Origin of the sequence: Lysinibacillus sp. AR18-8 (assembly GCF_001705465.1) — a bacterium.
Taxonomy (GTDB): Bacteria; Bacillota; Bacilli; order Bacillales_A; family Planococcaceae; genus Lysinibacillus; species Lysinibacillus capsici.
In genome coordinates, this window is the sequence record NZ_MDGU01000006.1 from 190,668 (window position 1) to 207,606 (window position 16,939).

General features: G+C 39.4%; 15 protein-coding genes and 1 other annotated feature. Of the genes, 5 read left to right on the forward strand and 10 right to left on the reverse strand.

Annotated elements, in window-relative coordinates; translation table 11 throughout:
• Positions 1 to 189: 189 nt before the first annotated feature.
• The 3 genes from BFM98_RS05620 to BFM98_RS05630 form a co-directional block, all read right to left on the reverse strand.
• Positions 190 to 1,329, reverse strand: a complete 1,140-nt coding sequence (locus BFM98_RS05620; protein WP_254659997.1) for an MFS transporter — start codon at positions 1,327 to 1,329, stop codon at positions 190 to 192.
• 166 nt (positions 1,330 to 1,495) lie between these two features.
• Positions 1,496 to 3,169, reverse strand: a complete 1,674-nt coding sequence (gene argS / locus BFM98_RS05625; protein WP_066036785.1) for an arginine--tRNA ligase — start codon at positions 3,167 to 3,169, stop codon at positions 1,496 to 1,498.
• 44 nt (positions 3,170 to 3,213) lie between these two features.
• Positions 3,214 to 3,433 (reverse strand) — a binding site (T-box leader).
• A gap of 81 nt (positions 3,434 to 3,514) precedes the next feature.
• Complete coding sequence (locus tag BFM98_RS05630; protein WP_066036786.1) at positions 3,515 to 5,401, reverse strand: FAD-dependent oxidoreductase; 1,887 nt, start codon at positions 5,399 to 5,401, stop codon at positions 3,515 to 3,517.
• A gap of 600 nt (positions 5,402 to 6,001) precedes the next feature.
• On the opposite strand from BFM98_RS05630, the gene BFM98_RS05635 reads away from it, so the two are divergent.
• The gene (locus BFM98_RS05635) at positions 6,002 to 7,606 is read left to right on the forward strand and encodes an ABC-F family ATP-binding cassette domain-containing protein (protein ID WP_004230062.1); all 1,605 of its coding nucleotides are present in this window, start codon (positions 6,002 to 6,004) and stop codon (positions 7,604 to 7,606) included.
• A gap of 129 nt (positions 7,607 to 7,735) precedes the next feature.
• Positions 7,736 to 8,455, forward strand: coding sequence for a metallophosphoesterase family protein (locus tag BFM98_RS05640; protein ID WP_054550117.1), 720 nt, complete (start codon positions 7,736 to 7,738; stop codon positions 8,453 to 8,455).
• A 57-nt stretch (positions 8,456 to 8,512) separates the two neighbouring features.
• Here the strand turns inward: BFM98_RS05640 and BFM98_RS05645 are convergent, their stop codons facing one another.
• From BFM98_RS05645 to BFM98_RS05660, 4 genes are all read right to left on the reverse strand, one after another.
• On the reverse strand, positions 8,513 to 9,259 hold the full coding sequence (locus tag BFM98_RS05645; protein ID WP_066036787.1) for an amidohydrolase family protein: 747 nt from the start codon (positions 9,257 to 9,259) through the stop codon (positions 8,513 to 8,515).
• A gap of 199 nt (positions 9,260 to 9,458) precedes the next feature.
• Positions 9,459 to 10,694, reverse strand: a complete 1,236-nt coding sequence (gene fabF / locus BFM98_RS05650) for a beta-ketoacyl-ACP synthase II (RefSeq protein ID WP_066036788.1) — start codon at positions 10,692 to 10,694, stop codon at positions 9,459 to 9,461.
• A gap of 27 nt (positions 10,695 to 10,721) precedes the next feature.
• Positions 10,722 to 11,279 carry a TetR/AcrR family transcriptional regulator gene (locus BFM98_RS05655; protein WP_016993630.1) on the reverse strand — a complete coding sequence of 186 codons (558 nt, stop codon included), beginning with the start codon at positions 11,277 to 11,279 and terminating at the stop codon, positions 10,722 to 10,724.
• Positions 11,280 to 11,359: 80 nt separating this feature from the next.
• Positions 11,360 to 11,830: a DinB family protein gene (locus tag BFM98_RS05660; protein WP_066036789.1), complete on the reverse strand. Its 471-nt coding sequence runs from the start codon at positions 11,828 to 11,830 to the stop codon at positions 11,360 to 11,362.
• Positions 11,831 to 11,999: 169 nt separating this feature from the next.
• Here BFM98_RS05660 and BFM98_RS05665 point away from each other — a divergent pair, with 169 nt between their 5' ends.
• Together BFM98_RS05665 and BFM98_RS05670 are read left to right on the forward strand one after the other, a co-directional pair.
• A complete protein-coding gene (locus BFM98_RS05665; protein ID WP_048392874.1) occupies positions 12,000 to 12,638 on the forward strand; it encodes a hypothetical protein in 639 nt (212 codons plus the stop codon).
• 58 nt (positions 12,639 to 12,696) lie between these two features.
• Positions 12,697 to 13,512 (forward strand): S1C family serine protease, encoded by an 816-nt coding sequence (locus BFM98_RS05670; RefSeq protein ID WP_066036790.1) that lies wholly within the window; start codon positions 12,697 to 12,699, stop codon positions 13,510 to 13,512.
• A 61-nt stretch (positions 13,513 to 13,573) separates the two neighbouring features.
• On the opposite strand, the gene BFM98_RS05675 is transcribed toward BFM98_RS05670, so the two are convergent.
• The 3 genes from BFM98_RS05675 to BFM98_RS05685 all read right to left on the reverse strand — a co-directional run bounded on the left by BFM98_RS05675 (position 13,574) and on the right by BFM98_RS05685 (position 15,083).
• Positions 13,574 to 14,065 (reverse strand): YkvA family protein, encoded by a 492-nt coding sequence (locus BFM98_RS05675; RefSeq protein WP_066036791.1) that lies wholly within the window; start codon positions 14,063 to 14,065, stop codon positions 13,574 to 13,576.
• A gap of 274 nt (positions 14,066 to 14,339) precedes the next feature.
• A complete protein-coding gene (locus BFM98_RS05680; protein WP_004230088.1) occupies positions 14,340 to 14,540 on the reverse strand; it encodes a cold-shock protein in 201 nt (66 codons plus the stop codon).
• Between the two features lie 222 nt (positions 14,541 to 14,762).
• Entirely contained in the window at positions 14,763 to 15,083 is a 321-nt protein-coding gene (locus tag BFM98_RS05685) for a DUF1033 family protein (RefSeq protein WP_233732723.1), read from the reverse strand.
• Positions 15,084 to 15,170: 87 nt separating this feature from the next.
• Between BFM98_RS05685 and BFM98_RS05690 the strand changes: the two genes are divergently transcribed.
• A complete protein-coding gene (locus tag BFM98_RS05690; protein ID WP_066036792.1) occupies positions 15,171 to 16,898 on the forward strand; it encodes a globin-coupled sensor protein in 1,728 nt (575 codons plus the stop codon).
• The last annotated feature ends 41 nt before the right edge of the window (positions 16,899 to 16,939 follow it).

A 16,939-nucleotide genomic window follows, 5' to 3' on the forward strand; every position in this document is an offset into this window, starting at 1 on the left:
TCAAGTTTACATAATATTATTATTGAATAATTGATATTAGAAAAATGCAGCAACTTCCCTAAAGTCATTTCTTTCTACCCATTAATATTGATGGAAGACAAAATTTGCTGTGAGGATGGAAGGATATTATACCCTCAAAATAATTTTCACATAAAAAGACATGTGCAACCTGACACATGTCTCTTACAATCATTTTTTTCTTAATAGTCCAGTCGTTACTAGAATGCCGAGCATTAATAATACAAAGATCAGATACGTCCATGTATGGTTGCCCGTTAGGTCATAGCAAATGCCTATTAGAATGGGGATAATGGCACTTACCATAAAGCCACCTGCCAGCACCATAGATGACCAACTGGTGGCCTCCTGATCATTTTTGGCTTCATCAAGAGGCAGCAATAGTCCGATTGGAAATAGCCCGCTTAGCACAATGCCAATTAATAAAACAGCCAGCCATAGGTAAATACCCGCTGTCAGCCAGAGTAGCATAAATCCAATCATGCCGACAAAGCTAAACACTAGTAGCCAGGCCATTCGACTTGGCCATTTTTCCATGAGAATTGGTACCGCCATATTCCCTATCATTTGTACAATAGACATAATTGTTAGCATAGCACTGGATGCCTCTAATGACAGGCCTTTATCCTGCAATAGCGGCGTAAGCCATGACATGATTGAGAAAAAGAGTGATGTTTGTAAACCAAAGTACAGTAAAATTACCCAGGCACGTCTAGATGTCCACGGATTACGGACTTCTTCTGACGTAGTTACTTGTTGGAGCTGCTCGTTGTGTTTGGATGGAATTGCCGCTAGCCAGATAACGAGAGCAATTATAGCAAGGATTGACCACATACCAAGGGCGATTGTCCAGCTATTACTGAAACTCTGATAAAAAGTCACGGTTAAGGCTGCACTTAAAGTAGCCCCTACGCCTATACCGAATGAATAGATACCGACTACTGTCGTAAAACGTTCTGGAAACTTTTTCTTAATATAAGCATTTAGGATAGGACCAATCATTGCAATCGCTAAGCCTGCCGCAAAGCTTGTCACGATGAGCAAGAGATAGCTTGCTTGGAAAAAGCGTAGCCCATTCGCGATTACAAGGATGGCCACTAAAAGGGTGATAGCTGATTTCGTGCCCATTTTTCGCTGAAGCGGGACAGCCAAAGGTGCGAATAATCCCATACAAAAAACGGGGATAGCTGTGAGAAAGCTCATGCTTGTATTCGAGACTTGTAAGGATGTCATGAGGACATTAAAAAGCGGTCCTATTCCCGTGACAGCTGGCCTCATATTAAGAGCGACAAAAAATATACTAATGACCACGAAGGTGAGTGATAATGTCCAATGTTTTTTAACCAATTGTTTGATCCCCTCTGTTATTACGCAGCCTTCATTTATGAAAAGCTTGCATGGATTCCTCTATCCTTTTATCATGTTTTCGATGGTTGGTCAATGATTGGACAGTTTACCTTTACATGGCTAAGGCTTCTTACATATTTTCAGGTGATTCAATACCTAATAAGGCTAATGACTCTTTTAAAACAATAGCAACACTCTGACATAATGCAAGACGGGATGCTTGCTGTTCATCTTCTACTAATATTTTGTACTGTGCATAATATTTATTAAATAAACGTGCCAGTTGTAAGGCATATTTCGCTATTTGGGACGGATCAGCCTGCTCAAAAGCTATAGCTACCGTTTTAGGAAACTGTTCTAGTAATGAAATAATCGGCCAAGCCTGCTCTCCTAAAGATTTGAAGAGCATATCTTGAGTCGGAGCTTTCTTTTTATCTAAAATAGAGCAAATACGTGCATATGTATACTGTACATATGGCCCTGTTTCGCCTTCAAAATTCATCATTTGCTCGATTGAAAATTCAATATCGTTGAGACGATGGGATTTTAAATCATTAAAAATTACCGCTCCAACCCCCACTTGCTTTGCGACTTGCTCTTTGTTAGGTAGAGAAGGGTTTTTCTGCTCCATATTACGCTTTGCAGTCGTTATAGCTTCTGCTAGTACATCTGCTAATAACACCACTTTGCCTTTACGCGTCGACATTTTTTTGCCATCCTTCAGTATCATGCCAAATGACACATGTTGCAGATTCTTTGCCCAAGGATAGCCCATTTTTTCGATGACCTGAAAAAGTTGTTTAAAGTGGAGGGACTGCTCATTGCCAACAACGTAGAACATCTTATGGGGCTGGTAGTGCTGTTGGCGATACAGGGCTGCTGCTAAATCACGCGTCGCATAAAGCGTGGCTCCATCCGTTTTCGTTATTAAACATGGAGGCATCTCCTCCATCTCCACAACATACGCACCTTCTGATTCCACAAGGAGCCCTTTTTCTTTTAATTCTGTTACAACGGACGGCATTTTGTCATTGTAAAAGGCTTCACCTATAAAGGCATCAAAATGAATTCCTAATAGCTCATATATTGTTTGAAATTCTATGAATGACACATCTCGGAACCATTGCCATAATGCCTGCGCCTCTTCATTACCGTCCTCCAATGCTTTAAAGGCGGCACGAGCCTGTTCATTGAGCGTTGGGTCTTGCTCGGCCTCTTCATGAAACTTCACATAAATCTTTAATAACTCCTCTATCGGGGAAGCCGAAATAGCTTGTTTATCACCCCAAAGCTGATAAGCAACAATAAGCTTGCCAAATTGTGTACCCCAGTCCCCTAAATGATTGATACGAATGGCTTGATAGCCATTTTTTTCTGCAATATTTGCTAAGGCATTGCCGATGACTGTTGAACGTAAATGTCCCATCGAGAAAGGCTTGGCGATATTAGGAGAGGAAAAATCCAAGACGACCGTTCCCATCTTTGTTGGCGTAGTACCATATTGTTGCTTGTCGCGCAGAATCTTGCGTAACACCTGTTGCGTCACCTTTTGTTGATCAAGAAAAATATTGACATAGCCACCAACAGCTTGCACACGCTCGATACTGTCATGATTTAATTGACTTGCTATCTGTGCTGCGATACTTTGCGGTGATTTTTTCAACACTTTTGCTAGAGTAAAGCATGGAAAGGCTACGTCCCCTAGCTCCAAGCTTTTGGGTTTTTCTAATAATGACAATATGTCCTCTCCTATTATTTGCTGCTTTAATGTGACTGCTATACTGTCGGCGATTTGTTGATTCATTTTGCTCCTCCTCCTGTTCAAATAAAAAAGCCCTCGCCTCTATAATTAGAGACGAGAGCATGATAATCCCGTGGTACCACTCTAGTTGCCATGTAACATGACCACTTTCCATTGTTAACGAGGTGACGCCCCGCTATTCTCTACTATTTGTTCGAGAATCTTCTCCAAAGTGCGCTTCATTCATGGTTCCTGCATTAGGCTCCCACCGTCCCTAACTCGCTAGCCAGTCATTCCATCAATTACTCTCTTTTTCATCGAATTTTTTTATGATTTTGACATATATTACAGGACTTTCTAATTGGCGTCAACCCTTTTTTACGTTGCCGTTTCAGCAAAAAACGCTCCTCACAAGGAGGAACGTTTTTTTTCTACATAATGAATCACATCAGCCATAATCGCATACATCTCTTTTAATTTTAATTTCTTATTATCAGAGACTTTCTTCGCTACTTTCTCCGTGACAATTCCTTTTTCTACCAATGTATCCCAACTAGTCGCATTGGATTCACCGATGAGGACGTCAGCCAAATATTGAGCTAACTCATCTCGCTCAATAGCTTCATCGCCTTGATTATAAACTTTATTGATGACAATTTCGAGCTGGTCCTTCATTCCTGCTGCACTTTCTCCACCAGCACGTAGCATGCTCTCTTTTAACATTTTAGCAAACTTTATTTTCGTCGCCTTACTGTCTACTTTTAGGTCATTATCATAGCCGCCCACAACAAGGCCGTAATTAATGAGGGTTTGAATGGCTTCATCATACCATTCTCCTTGATATGGATACTCAATTGAAAATGAATCAACATAGGCACCTTGCTTAGCCAATTGCTTGCGTAATGTAGCGATTAATGGTTTATCCTTACTCATGTCTCTAAAGGTTACATCGTGCTTCTGTGCAAGAGCAGCCGCAGTCCCAGCCGCTTCACCTGTCACCATCCCTGTTGGAACAATACGTGCACTACCAGCTGCAAGTGATGAATAACCAGCAGAGCGTCCGACAACCAGTAAGCCATCAATATCCTTCGGTACTAAAGACCGGAAAGGAATAGCATATTGCTTTGGTGCAGCGATCACATAGCCATAATCATGAGGCGTTTGCGCTTGCACATCGACTGGATAAGAAGCAATGCCAATGCTATCCCACTGATCACTATTTTTCCACAGGTCTGCCATTGGTAATTGATACTCTGCCCAAATATGTCTCGTTTCTCGGACGTAGAGTTCTTCTGGATAGCTGACAATTTCAGCCTTTTCAAACCCTGGGAAGTTTGTTTGTAAATATTTTAGAATGTGTAACGTTTCTTTCTTCCCAGCGACAATCGCCGCTTGTTTTGAGGATTCATTCAAGCCATCAATACCAAAAATCTGTAAGGCATTGATGAAATATTCATCATCTACACGAGCTAAGTTTAACCCTCGTAATCTTGTACCCTCTTGTAATGGCTTGTATTCATCATGTAGCTTTGTAAAGCCCCACATCACCGTATGATTTAAATTAGCACCGCCAAATACACCGGAATTAGCCGCTTTTTTGACTTCATCCCAATTGACATTTTTTAAATGTAGCATTAAAGTCACAGCCATACGCTTATCCTTTATGCCAATATCTTCTCCGCCCACAAAGAAAGGAACGCCCGACAAGGCAGCAAAATCAGCATCCTGTGTAGCATCTATGAATGATTTCCCCGTCACAACATATGTACCGTACTCATTTTTTAATTCCACAGACGTTAATTGTTGTTGTTTGACATTTGCTTTCACAACCTCGGTTTGCACGGATAACGTTAAGTTGGGCTCTTCATCGATTAGCTTTTTAAAGGCTGCCTTAGCACCTACAATGCCAAAAGCGTCATTCCCTCTAACAAGCTCATGCCATTCCTTAAATATTCCCTCACTAATCGAGTTGTTATGGCCATCACGAGGAATGTCGAGGAAATTCAGCATACCATATGTAAATAAACCACCTAACTCTTGTCGTTTTTCGACCAGCAATGTTTTCGCACCATTTCGAGCAGCAGCCACAGCCGCAGCCACTCCCTCTGGCTCACCACCGATGACAATAACATCATATTCTTCCTCTATATGTTCAATTGGTTCTGGCTTTTTATACTCATCTACTAATTTATTGTATGCCATAGAGTTTGTTATTTCTTTAATAAAATAGTAGCTACCAAACCCAACTAAAACTACTATTACACAAGTGGCTGTCCATAATAAGCCCTTACCCATAATATACCTCCAATTGTTAAAATTTCCATCGATGTGTTTATTTAATCATCATTCCCGCCACAAGGGCTGAATGTCCTAGTTGAACGCAGGCATAGCATATCATTACCACAAACGAATAATTCTTTAGCTTACAGCATTCTTATATGAAATTATCATCAAGATAAATGAATGAAATCATTTATGAGGATTGTGATGTTTTTCGTCTAACTTTAGCAACATCTATCTAGTATAAATGAAAGAGCCACGAATAGCTGGCATTCAAAACGGGGATGGGCTTGTGGGCACCAGTGATGATTTACTTGATATATAAACAGTCAGAATCATTTTAGACGAAACCTTTGTGAATAAGCAACTAAAATCCCCGTGGTAAATGATGTCATTTTTCTATTCTTTTTCAAAAATAGTTAATCACACTACAATATAGACGCCTCACTCTCAAAGAAAGTTACACCAAATTTAAATTTTTTATTGTATCTTTATTCAGTTTATGTTTAACAAAAAATGTGGAAAGAACGCCAAACCTTGATTTAATAATGTTTATAGACTATGGAACATATTTCATGCTATACTAGAGCCATTGTGAAAAAAGGAGGAACTTGCATGATTCAAGTTAGTAATGTAGGTCTTCGCTATGGCGATCGTAAACTATTTGAAGACGTAAATATAAAATTCACACCAGGCAATTGCTACGGTTTAATTGGGGCAAATGGTGCTGGTAAATCAACATTTTTAAAAATCCTTTCTGGTGAAATCGAAGCGCAGGAAGGAAATGTATCGATGGGTAAGGACGAACGTTTATCTGTCCTGAAACAAAACCACTTCGAATATGATGAGCATACAGTGCTCGACACAGTTATTATGGGGAATAAACGCCTATATGACGTGAAAACAGAAAAAGACGCTATCTATGCAAAGGAAGATTTCTCAGATGAGGATGGCATGCGTGCTGCAGAGTTAGAAGGTGAATTTGCAGAGCTAAACGGTTGGGAAGCTGATTCAGAAGCGGCTACACTATTAAACGGTTTAGGTATCTCCGATGATCTTCATTACATGCTAATGGGCGATCTTGAAGGTTCTGACAAAGTTAAAGTATTACTGGCACAGGCACTGTTTGGTCAGCCTGATGTACTATTACTCGATGAGCCTACCAACCACCTTGACTTAAAGGCAATTCAGTGGCTGGAAGAGTTCCTGATTAACTTTGAGAATACAGTTATTGTTGTATCCCATGACCGTCACTTCTTAAATAAAGTATGTACACATATTGCGGATTTGGACTTCTCTAAAATCCAATTATATGTAGGGAACTATGATTTCTGGTATGAATCTTCTCAATTAGCGCAAAAAATGGCACAAGACCAAAATGCGAAAAAAGAAGAGAAAATTAAAGAATTACAAGCGTTTATCGCACGTTTCTCTGCCAATGCTTCTAAATCGAAGCAAGCAACATCTCGTAAAAAAATGCTTGATAAAATTGAGCTTGATGATATTAAGCCATCAAGCCGTAAATATCCATTCATCAACTTCCAAATCGGGCGTGAAATTGGGAACGATGTCCTAACAGTAGACGGTCTAACAGCAAGTCATGAAGGCGAAACGCTATTCAAGGACATGCGCTTCTCGATGAACAAAGAAGATAAAATTGTTTTACTTGGTAGCCCAATGGCGAAAACAGCACTTCTTGATATTTTAATGGAAGAAAAAGAAGCGGATGCTGGCACATTTAAATGGGGTGTAACGACATCTCAAAGCTACTTCGAAAACGATCATGACAAGTACTTCGAAGGTTCTGAAAAAACATTAGTAGAATGGTTACGTCAATATTCTCCAGACGATGAAACAGAAAGCTTCCTTCGTGGTTTCCTAGGACGTATGCTGTTCTCTGGTGAAGAAGTGAAGAAATCCCCTGCTGTTCTTTCTGGGGGCGAAAAGGTACGTTGTATGCTATCGAAAATGATGCTTGCGACAGCAAATGTTATTTTATTAGATGAACCTACGAACCACCTTGACCTTGAATCTATTCAAGCATTGAACGAAGGCTTAATTCGTTTCAAAGGCGCAATGATTTTCACATCACATGACCATCAGTTCATCCAAACAATTGCTAACCGTGTCATCGAAATCCGTGAAGACGGCTCTATTTTAGATAAGCAGTTAACATATGATGAATTCCTAGAGTGGAAAGATAGCCAAGGCTTAAGCTAAGCTTTACAAAAATCCTCTACCCATAGTGGGTAGAGGATTTTTTTGTCTTTTGTGTTTATATGGTTTTTAAAGGATTAAAAGGATTTTTATTGAACTATATAGTATAGCATTAATGAGGGGGTAATCTTCGTGAAGAAAATTGCAATTATATCAGATATTCATGGGAATAAAACGGCATTAGAGGCCGTATTAAAAGACATTCGCTTAAGAAAGATTGACAGAATTTTTTGTTTAGGTGATTTAATCGGCAAGGGCCCTCAAGGTTCTGCCTGTATAGAACTTATCCAACAGAATTGTGAACAAGTCGTACGAGGCAATTGGGACGTATTTATTCAATCCCCTACTGACAATGATTTTCTCCAATGGTTTAAAGATCGATTAACAGCAAAAGACTATCAATATCTCGGGTCATTACCCTTCCATATTGATCTTGAATTAAATGAACAGCTCATAAGATTTTTCCATGCGTCTCCAAGAAGTGAATTTGAACGTATCCTACCAAATCATCCACTTGAAAAGCGTTTATCTATGTTTGAGAATACTGCAGTAACCAATTCAAGCCATTACAAGAAACTTCCTGATATTGTGTTCTATGGCGATATCCATACAACTTTTTTACATACATATAAACAAGGAATTCTTTGTAATGTAGGGAGTGTTGGTAATTCACTTGACCTAACTTCTGCTTCCTATGCCATTCTAGATGGAACACAGTCAAACAATGCCATCCAATTTATTAGAGTAGCATATGACCGAGAGGCTGAGCTAATGATCGCAAAAGAGCTGGGTATGCCTCACTTAGATCAGTATTATAATGAAATAATGTTTGCCAACTATCGAAATGCTTAGTACCGTCATAATTAAAAAAGAATCCATTTTCATGCCAACATGGATTCTTTTTTATATTCAACGCTGAAAATACCATTGCAGCGCATTCTTGTAGAGGATTTTATCAGCAGCCTGTTGATCAAATAGCTGTTGAATCAATTCCACATCCCCATAATTAAAAGGTCGTTTAGCTCTTGTAGACGGGCAATCTGTTCCAAACATGAGGGCATCTGGATTAGCATTATAAATCGCTTGTAAAGCATGCTTCACATCCAGCTCCACACGACCAAAGCCAGTCGCCTTGACACGTACTCCCTTATCAACAAGCTTTAATAAATGTGGCAGCCCTTCTTCCGACAACCCTAAATGATCGATGGAGATGGCTGGTAATGCTTCAATTGTCGAGGCTATCTCCGGTATTTCCTTCGCATCGATATATAATTCACTATGCCAGCCCACCAAATCATAAACCCGTCGTGCAAAGGTTTCTAACTGTGATAAATCCTCTGAACCACCTCGTCTACTATGAAAGCGTAATGCCCGTACCCCATTGTTATGTAAATGTATAATTTCATCATCCGTGACCGTATTAGGTAATTGCGTTACCCCACAAAACGTGGGACCAAGTTGTTTCAATGCTTTTAAAAGATAGGCTTGGTCAAATCCTTGAAAAGATCCTGATACAATGGCGCCTCCCGCTATCTGGAGACTCACTGTGTCCTTTTGATAATCCTCTACTACATAGCTTGGTGGCGTATAACCTTGATTTTCGATAATCGGAAAATTAAAGTCAATGATATGAAAGTGTGCATCAAAGATTCGCATCATTTATCCCCCTTTACCTTTGAATTTACCATACTCTAACTATAAGTTATAATACGAATTTCTAGCTATTTCTCATAAGGAAAACTTATTGAATTGCAATAGCTTAAGTTCCCTGTTCTCTTTTCAAGTTGATAAAACAAACGTAAAAAATGGTATGAACAATTAAATTCATACCATTCTTTTTAGCTAAGCTAATGCCTTATTCCTCAAATTTTTTAAATGCTAGCACAGCATTATGACCACCAAAGCCAAACCCATTCGATAGCGCAAAGTTAACGTCTTGATGAAGCGCCTCATTAGGAACATAGTTTAAATCACATTCGGGATCTGGTGTTTCATAATTGATGGTTGGTGGAATAATGCCATCCATTATACTTTTCAATGTAATAATGGCTTCAATTCCACCGGCCGCGCCAAAGAGATGTCCTGTCATCGATTTTGTGGAGCTAACCTTTAGTTGATAGGCATGGTCACCAAAAACGTGTTTTATAGCCTTTGTTTCAGATTTATCTCCCTCTGGAGTACTTGTGCCATGTGCGTTGATATAATCGATAGCTGACCCATCGATAGCACCCATTTTTAATGCCAGCTTCATGGCATTGGCAGCACCCGTAAAATCAGGAGCTGTAATATGATAAGCATCTGTTGTCACACCATAGCCAACAATCTCACCCAGAATCGTAGCACCTCTTTGTTTGGCGTGTTCATACTCCTCTAGGAATACGATGCCAGCTCCTTCAGACATGACAAAGCCATCCCGCTCGCTATCGAATGGTCGACTGGCCTTTGTTGGCTCTTCATTCCTAGTGGACATGGCTTTCATGCGGGAGAATCCTGCAAAGCTAAGTGGATTGATCGGTGCCTCCGCTCCGCCTGCTAAAATGCCATCCGCATAGCCATGTCGAATCGCTAAGAAAGCTTCTCCAATCGCCTGGTTTCCTGTCGCACAGGCAGAAACAGGTGAAAAGCTTGGTCCTTTAAAACCCGTTTTGATTGCTAGTATTCCTGCAGCCATATTGCTAATCATCATCGGCACCATAAATGGTGACACCTTCCTAGGCCCTTGATTGAGCATCGCTTGATGATTTTCTAAAATCGTTTCAATGCCCCCAATGCCAGAGCCAATGTAAACGCCTAAACGCTCCTTATCTACCTGTTCCATATTTAAATTGGCTTGTGTCAGAGCTTGCTGGGCAGCGGCAACAGCATATTGCACAAATAGATCATATTTACTGATTTCTTTTTTATCCATATACAGCGTTGCATCGAAATCCGTACTCGTCCCAGCAATTTGCGTATTAATGCCGCTAAATGCCTCCCCTTGAATTTTTTGAATCCCTGATTCTCCTGCCTTAATATTCTCCCATAAGGCTGATACCGAATTACCTAACGGGGAAACAACACCATATCCAGTAACAACGACTCTTCGTACCATGCACATCGCTCCTTCTCGTTTCATGTCTTACTTTAACAGTTCCTTTAATTGCTCCAGCATCTTTTGAAAGAACGCTTCTCCTACAACACGTTTATATTGTAATGCCCCTTTCGTACTTGAAATAAGTAATACAGCTAGAGCCTCCAAATCATTAGTAGCTTGGAGTGCGCCCTGTTGTTTAGCATCTTTCAATAGCTCAACAAAGACATCGATTTCCATTTGACTAAGCTGCTGAAGCTTTTCTTGCATTGGTTGCGGTAATTCTTGATAATCCGCCTGTAAAGCTGATATAGGGCAAATGCCGTCTTGCTCTAGAAATTTTATTCGCTGCATAATAAAGGCAAATGGCTTTTCCTCAGCTGGCAAAGTGGACTCCTTCATCAATGTAAAAGTTCTCTCTAATCCTTGTTGAATTCTTTCGCAAACAGCAATCCCTAAGTCTCCCTTCTTCTCGAAATGATAGTGAATACTAGCTTTCGTGACGCCAAGCTCCTTTGCTAAATGCTCATAACTAAATGATGTGAATCCTTTTTCCTGAATATTCTTCAATGTTAATTCTATAATTTGCATTTTTCTATTTGTCATGGCTTTATACTAACTTACTAGTAGGTAAGTGTCAATCTAAAAAATGCAGCAGATAAACGATTTATCTGCTGCTCGCGTAATTATTGCATTTCCTTTGTTGGTCCCATCACGCCAGGTACTGGTAAACCTGCTTGACGTAGTAGGACCGTCATTTGTCCACGATGATGTGTTTGATGGTCAATTAATACACGTAATAAAGCCCCTTTTGGCATCGGCGCTTTAAAGCCTGTTACTACCTCTAGTAACTCTTCATTCGAAAGCTTAGCCACTTCCTCTTTAATACCATTTGCTACGCTTTCATAGGCTGTCACGATCTCAGCCGCAGTCGTTGGCACAGGATCTTCTTGACAAATCATTGGTACTTTTAACCCTGCTAGATAGCTAAAATATCCTGCTGCTCCAACTAAATGCCAGCCTAACCAACCAAGTGTACTGTGACCCTCTACAATGCTTTGCTGAAGCTTGTCATCTGTTAAAGCCTGTAATACCTGTAGTGTCCCGTTTGATGCATTTGACCATTCTTGTAAGAAATCATCTACATGTCTATACATGTCTTTGCCCCCCATTTTTTCACTTCATTTCTATCATAGATAATTTTCCATGCTGTTACAAGTTTTCATTTAATAGTTTACATAATAATATTATTTATATAATCTCATATTATTCGTATAACACTCCTCGTTCACGTATAATGAAAGAAAATAGCGAAGGAGTGTGCCCATGAGATACCCTGTTCTAGTACTTTCTGTAGTATTTTTACTGGCTGGCTGTCGTGAAGAAGTTCAGGAAGAGCCTGTGCCAGCTCCAACACCATCTGTGGAAGACAAGCAAGCAGTGGAACAAGATCAAACGTCACTTCTCTCCTATTTTCCACCTGATGGATCTGTTGCTTCTTTTCAAGGGGAAGGAAATGAATTTGCTAGCTTCACACTAAAAACTACCTACCTCGATACACAGCATATCGTACAAATAGAGGATAATGGTGGTGTGACACTATTAAAAATCTACCGCATAACGGATACAAGTATTGATCTTGTCTATCGAGAACCTGTTGACAGTAATCCAAGCATGCCAAGTGCAGCTGAGGCAGCATCTTATCCTGTACTGGAAACCGTACTTCAAAAGCCTTTACAAGTCGGGACAAGCTTTCAAGGTTGGACCATTGAATCAACGACCGCTACTGTTGATACTGGTACAACGGTCTATCAAGATGTCATCCAGCTAAGTCGCTCTGAAGATCAAATGACCACAACCAAATATTTTGCAAAGGACATTGGTCTAATTCGCAAAGAGGATACGATGGAAACAGAGCAAGATGAGCCATTTGTTGTGACATCAACCTTGCAAAAAATAGAATAATTGAAAGAAAACAGGCGTCCTGCTTGGGCGTCTGTTTTTTAGCAAAGGAGGCCAATCAATGAGTGATATACATAATGCAACACCAAAGCAAGATGAATTAACGGAAGAAGAATTTATTGAACTTGTACTCGAGGAACAGCAAAAAGCATTAGCACAGGCGCGAGAAGAACGCATTTATGGAAAAAAGCCAAAAAAACAAAAGCCTCTTGTACGCTGGATCGTGTGGGGTATGGCACTAGTGCTGTTTTTCAATACATTTGCCCTCATTTTTCAAATCTACTCCATACCTGCGCTTGAATTTATCAAGGTTTCAACGCGGCTCTCTGCACAAGAAGATATACAAACCTATAAAAAGGCAGTCGTTGAAATTTCAACAGGCTCCAGTAAAGGCACTGGTTTTGCCATCTCACCAGATGGTCTGATTGTCACCAACGCCCATGTTGTCGAACATGCCACAACATTATCAGTTGTCTTTCCTGATGAGGGACTGATGGAAGCAACATTAATCGAGAGCTATCCAGCCGTAGATTTAGCCTTTGTACAGGTGCAAGCTGAGCAACTTCCCTATCTACCTCTTGCAGAAGATCCACCTTACACTGTTAATGAACATGTCTATTTTATTGGAAATCCACTTGCTTTCACCGGCATCGCTAATGAAGGAACATTGCTAGAAGCCATTCAATTAGAAGATTGGCAGGAGCCAGTTAGGATGCTAAAAGCCCCTGTTTATCGGGGCAATAGTGGTAGCCCTGTAATCGATCAACATGGTGAGGTCATTGGGGTTATCTTTGCCACGATGAAATATGAGCCCATTGGAAATGTTGGCCTATTTGTACCTGTACAACTACTCCGAAATTTATTAGAAGAGCAATAAAAAATGAACCTGTAGTAAGCAGGTTCATTTTTATAGGGTGTCTTAGGTTTACATAATATTATTATTTATCTTTACTTTCTTGCTTGACGAACTGAGCAATTGGCGATTTTACAGGAATTTTACTGACAACCTCATCACTCACTTCTGCAACCTTTTGTAGCACATGTAAAAGCTTGTCATCCCCTGTCCAATGCTTTTCCACTACATCTGGACCTAACTTATTAATAATGGTATTTACCACAAAAGTTGCTAGTACAACATCATCTAAATAGCCACCAAAGCCTAGCAGTCCTTCTGGCATTAAATCCATCGGTAATACAAAATACGCAATGGATGCCCCAATTAATGCACGACTCTTTTTATCTACACCCGCATCGGTTACTGTTTTAATTAACAAATGAAATAAATCAGGCACAAACATTAAATACGGAGTAAACTTGTTACTTTTTCCCTTTTTCGACCCAAGGAAAGCTACTAATTTTGTACGTAGTTTCTGATAAAAATCCTGTTGCTCCTGTTCTTCAGGCAATTTTTCTTCATTATTCACATTCATCTGCCTCCTTCTTTACAGCGATGCGCTATTTTGGCGGGGCTACCCTCCATTTTATGGGGTTATCCGCTACTTTTGTGCAGCTATCCTCCAGTTTCACATGGCTATCCGCTGCTTTTATAGCGCTATCCTTTACTTTTGCATGGCTATCCGCCACTACTATATATTTAACCTAAAATAGGATTTGTAATCCTTAAACTTGCAAATGATACAAAAAAGACATCCTATTTGCATAGGATGTCTTGGGTTTAACGAAAGTAATTTTAATTACTGAGAATTAAAGTTTAGTTACGTTAGCAGCTTGTGGTCCGCGGTTGCCATCTACAACTTCGAATTCCACTTTTTGACCTTCGTCAAGAGTTTTGAAACCTTCGCCTTGGATAGCTGAGAAGTGTACGAATACGTCGTTTTCACCTTCAACTTCGATGAATCCAAAACCTTTTTCTGAGTTAAACCATTTTACTGTACCTTGTTTCATTTAAGAAAACCTCCAAAAAATAAAAGTGAACAATATGTAATTTCTTCAGCGATTGAAAAAAATTCACATATTACAAAGAGTACCGAACTAACGCGATCACTTTTTGTAATATGTGAATTCATGTTTCCGGTGAAGCAATTAAATTGTTAAGTTAAGTATAACTGCCATCCATAATTTTGTCAAATAAAGAAAAAATCTTTTTTACTTTTTTTCAAAATTTTTTTACTTCTCTTCTATTTTACACGCAATTATTCCATGATATACTTGTGCATCATCATCGCAAGCCTCACAGTAAAAGCTCTCATCCTCAGACCAAAAAGCCCAATACTGCTCCTCTTTCGTTGCCTCATTATCGTAAGAGGAACGAAAATGCGCTAATTTTTGCTGTAATGCACGTTCAAAGAGCTCCTTCGTGTCAAATGTATCTTCAGTTTGAATATAAGCTTCCCAGCCTTCAAATTTCCACCAAGGCTCATAGTCCGCTTTCATGTAAATAATTGTATACATATTTGCCCATTCCTTGCTGTCATAAGATAGTTTCATTTTAGCAAACACAACTGAAATGTCTATTAAAACCACCTGAATTATGCTATTATTACCTTATTATACATACTTTTTGGAGGTATTTTTATGTTTTCAAGTATTCGACCTAAAGCAGAGCTAGAAGAACTACTCAAACGTGGTACAGATTTACATGCAACAGGCCGATTTTACCAAACACTGGCATTCAATCATTTCACTTCACAAGATGAGGAGCACTTAAAGGCACTCTATCAAAAGCTCAAAGACATTACCCCTTCCATGAATGCCATTTTTCATCATTATTTAAGCGAGATATCCCCTACCTCTCAATTAATCATTAGTGAAGAAAATATTAATCAATACTTAACACAGTTTTTCTTAGCAACTCGTGATGATCATTATGTAGATGAAACTGTCAAATTTTTCAATCTATTCCGCAAGCATCAATACGAGCCTGGTAAATTAATTGTTGTCTTCAACCAATTTGCCTTCTATATTACTACATATATTTTATACAATTTTGGTATCAAGCCAAATAAAGCATTTCAATATATGAAATCCTTCCAATCCGCTGTCAATGTCGATCAAGAATTATTAGTGGAAGTGTTAACTGAACGCATTATTGAAAATGTGGTAGGAGAAGTATCTTCTTTAATGGATGTCAATGCCAAAATTATGTACATGAAAGATTTAGTTTTTAGCCTAGATAAACAAAATGAAGAGATTCAATCCTCTACTGCTGCAACAGAACAGATTGCAGCTTCTATCAATGAGGTTGCACGCATGTCTTCTCATATATCAGAGAAAACAACTGAATCTGTTGACCATGCTACAAAAGGTAAAAACGCTATTGAGCATGCCCTATCGGAGATTTTTAAAACAGAGGAGACCTTTACATCCATTGTTGACTCATTTTCAGAATTACAAAAAAGGGTAAATGATATTGAACAGGTTGTCACATTAATCAATCAAATCGCCGATCAAACGAATCTACTCGCACTTAATGCCTCCATTGAAGCAGCGCGTGCAGGTGAACATGGGAAAGGCTTTGCGGTCGTTGCACAGGAAGTACGAAAGCTTGCTGAAAACACGGTAGCTGCGCTAAGTGAAGTATCCGCAAATGTTCATCATTTAAAGAGTTATTCGAATGATGTTTCTAACTCGATTACCGATACGACAGCTATTATTAAAGAAGCAACCGTTGAAGCAAAAGATTCGTTACCATTATTAAATGCCATTGTTCAAGCGATTGAGGGTATTAATTTAGATGTGACAAATACGGCTGCCATTTCCCAGGAACAAGCAGCCGCGATTGATGAAGTTTCAGCAAGAATGATCGAAATTTCAAGCTTGCAGGAAGATATTCGTGATTATAGTCATAATACATCCAGCGATATTCATTTATTAGGGAAAGAAATTAACCGTTTCCGTAATGATCTTATTGCTAACAATAATGTACAGCTTTCATCTATTGCCCTACTACAATTATCGAAGGCGGATCATATTTTATGGAAATGGCGCATTTATAACATGTTCCTTGGCCTAGAAAACGTTGATCCAAGCGATGTTTCTTCTCATAGAGACTGTCGACTTGGCAAATGGTACACTGCGCCTCGTACAGTCGAACGTTTCGGTCATTTACAGGACTATCATGAATTAGATGGCTATCATTTACGCGTCCATGAATCAGCGAAGCTTGCGGCTGAAGCCCATAAAGCGGGTCATATCGAACAAGCTGATATTCATCTAAAAGAAGTCGATGAGGCATCTAAGCATGTACTTTATCACATTAATAACTTAATTGCCTATTTAGAAAAAGAACGTGTCATGCAATAAAAGGAGAGGTTCGCCCCTCTCCTCTATTAAGTAGGAGGTAT